This is a genomic window from uncultured Nevskia sp., from assembly GCF_903885465.1.
Classification (GTDB): Bacteria; Pseudomonadota; Gammaproteobacteria; order Nevskiales; family Nevskiaceae; genus Nevskia.
This window is the reverse complement of sequence record NZ_CAISIQ010000366.1, coordinates 1-2622: the sequence shown is the minus strand read 5'-3', so window position 1 is coordinate 2622 and position 2622 is coordinate 1. Positions and strand designations below refer to the sequence as shown.

2 protein-coding genes are annotated in these 2622 nt (G+C 65.0%); both read right to left on the bottom strand.

Translation table 11 applies throughout. From position 1 onward, the window contains the following. Window positions 1-875, bottom strand: an 875-nt coding sequence (locus QZY06_RS14370) for an efflux RND transporter periplasmic adaptor subunit (RefSeq protein ID WP_295685736.1), incomplete at its 3' end; no start/stop codon positions are given. Between the two features lie 88 nt (window positions 876-963). Further along, on the bottom strand, window positions 964-2508 hold the full coding sequence (locus QZY06_RS14365) for an efflux transporter outer membrane subunit (RefSeq protein ID WP_295685734.1): 1545 nt from the start codon (window positions 2506-2508) through the stop codon (window positions 964-966). Window positions 2509-2622 lie beyond the last annotated feature (114 nt).

The following is a 2622-nucleotide window of genomic DNA, read 5'->3' as shown; positions in this document are numbered from 1 at the left end:
GGATTGAAGCTGACGGCGGTCTGCGGCACGGTCAGGTAGCGGGCTTTCTCGCCGACGGTGACATCGACATTGGCGAACATGCCGGGCAACAGGCGCTTGTCCGGATTCTTCAGCGTCGCCTGCACTTTGACGTTGCGGGTGTCGGCGTCGATCGCCGGCTCGATGGCGCTGATCTCGCCGGTGAAGGCGACGCCAGGGAAGCTGTCGGACACCGCCGATACCTTCTGGCCGAGCGACAACGAGGCGAGCGCTTTCTGTGGCAGATTGAAATCGATGTAGATCGGATCGAGCTGCTGCAGGCTGACGATTGCATCGCCCGGATTCAGATACTGACCGCGATTCAGCGTCGAGATGCCGAGCCGTCCGGAGAACGGTGCCGCGATGGCTTTCTTGGCCACCGTCGCCGCCTGTTCGGCCACCGCAGCGCGCGCCGAGGCGAGCGTCGATTCCGACTGGTCGAGCTGCGCCTGGCTGATCGCGTCGGCGCTGCGCTGCTCCTGATCACGCTTGGCAACGCTTTCGGCCAGCCGCAGATCGGCTTTCAGCGCATCGAGCCGAGCGACATCGCTGACCGCGTTGAGCTGCACCAGACGCTCGCCGGCCTTCACTTCTTCACCGGAGCGGAACGACACGTTGTCGACCAGACCCGCGACTTCCGTCGACAAGGTCACGCCACGGACTGCGCGCACCGAGCCGGCGGCGCTCTGGGTCGGCTGCCACTCTTCGAAGGCAGCGGTCAAGGTTGATACCGCAACCTGGGGTTCCGGCGCGGCCGCGAAGCCCGCCATCATTTTTTTGATCTGAAACGCCTTGACGCCAACGATGACGATCAGGATCAGAACGACGACGCCGATGAGGGTGAGCCAGCGCTTCATGAGGTTCTCCGGGAGTTTTGCATTCCGAGCTTCGAAGCGCGGTCAGTCGATTGATTGGAAGAGCGTGTGCAGCAGTTGCGGGCGGCGATCACGGCGCACCCACGGATGAGCTGGCCGATTCCGTCGGCGGCGTGCCGCCTGGTGGCCCCCCTGGTGGACCGGCGGGCAGTTCGGCGTCTGCATTGCGCGTGGCCCAGCCGCCGCCAAGCGCCTGGAACAGCGCAGCGGTATCGCTGAGACGCGAGACGCGGGCTGCGATGTAGCCAGCACGGGCCTGGGTATCGCGAGTCTGGGCATCGAGCACGGCCAGGGAGCTGCTGCTGCCAAGCTTGTACTGGCTCTCGGTCAGTTTCAGGCTCTGCGCCGACAGATCCGCCGCGGTGTACTGGGCCTGCAGATACTCGGCGTCGGTTTCCAGCGCGCGCAGCGCATCGGCAACGTTGCGGAAGGCGTCAAGCACGGTCTGCCGATAATCGGCCGCCGTCTTGTCCAGCGTCGCGAACGCGGCGCGGCGCTCGGCTCTCAGCTTTCCAGCATTGAACAAGGGCTGGGTGACGTTGCCGGCGATCGACCAGACATTGCCGGTGAACAGCTGATCGATGACCGAGGCCTGAGTGCCGAACTTGGCGGTCAACGCGATCTGCGGCAGCAGGTTGGCGGTAGCGATGCCGACCCGCGCCGAAGCTTCGTGCATGGTCGCTTCCGCGGCGCGGATGTCAGGCCGCTGACGGACCAGCGACGACGGCAGCGAGATCGGCAGCTCCTGCGGCAAGTTCAGTTCATCGAGCTCGAACGGCGCGCTGACGTACTCGCTCGGCAGCTTGCCGAGATAGACCGCGAGCTGGTTCTGCGCCTGGGTCATTGCCAGCTTGTAGGCCGGCAGCTTGCCGCGTTCGGTGGCGACCTGAGACTGCATCGACGACAGTTCGGAGCGGGCGATGGCGCCGCTGTCATAACGGGCCTGGGTGATCTTCAGCAGCGATTCCTGCTGCCGGATCACCAGTTCCTGGCCGACCATCAGGGTGCGCTGTTCGATCTCTCGGAACGCCGTGGTGACGACATTGGCGATCAGCGTCTGATAGGTGGCTTCGAGCTGCCATTGCTGGAACTCGGCCGCCGCCCGCTCGGCTTCGACGCCGCGCCGCGTGCCGCCCCACAGATCGAGCCCGTAGCTGACGCCGATCGAGGTGTTGTACAGGTTGTAGATCACGCCGCCGCCGCCTGGATTACCAAAGGTGGCGGTATCGATTTTCTGTCGTGAGGCATCGAAGGTGCCTTCCGCCGACGGCAGCAGGTTCGAGCGTTCGGCGCGGTAGTTCTGCTGGGCCACGCGCAGCGCCGCCTGCGCGGACGCCACGCTCGGGCTGGCGATCAAGGCCTGTTCGACCAAGGCATTGAGCTTCGGCGCACCGAACAGCGTCCACCAGCGATCCGGCAATGCTTTCCCGGCCAGGAACTGTTGCGCTTCACCGCCTACTACTGCAGTGGAAACGGTCGTCCCGGGCAGCGCTTCGCTGGTGTAACGCGCAGTTTCCGGGGCTGCTGGCGTGGTGAAGTCCGGACCCAGGGCGCAGCCGCTGGCAAACAAGGCCGAAGCGAACAGGCTCAGTCGGGTCCGTGAAGGCAGTTGCATCATCACGTCGGTTTCCTCTGGAATTGGCTGGCGTCGACGGCGACACCGACGGCGTTATCAGGCAGCAGGCCATGCAGCAAGGTTTTGACGACCTTCGCGGCGTAATCCGCCGGG

What these genes read in the sequence shown, in the direction of transcription:
- QZY06_RS14365 (WP_295685734.1), bottom strand. Translation starts at nt 2,508, where the DNA reads ATGCAACTGCCTTCACGGACCCGACTGAGCCTGTTCGCTTCGGCCTTG.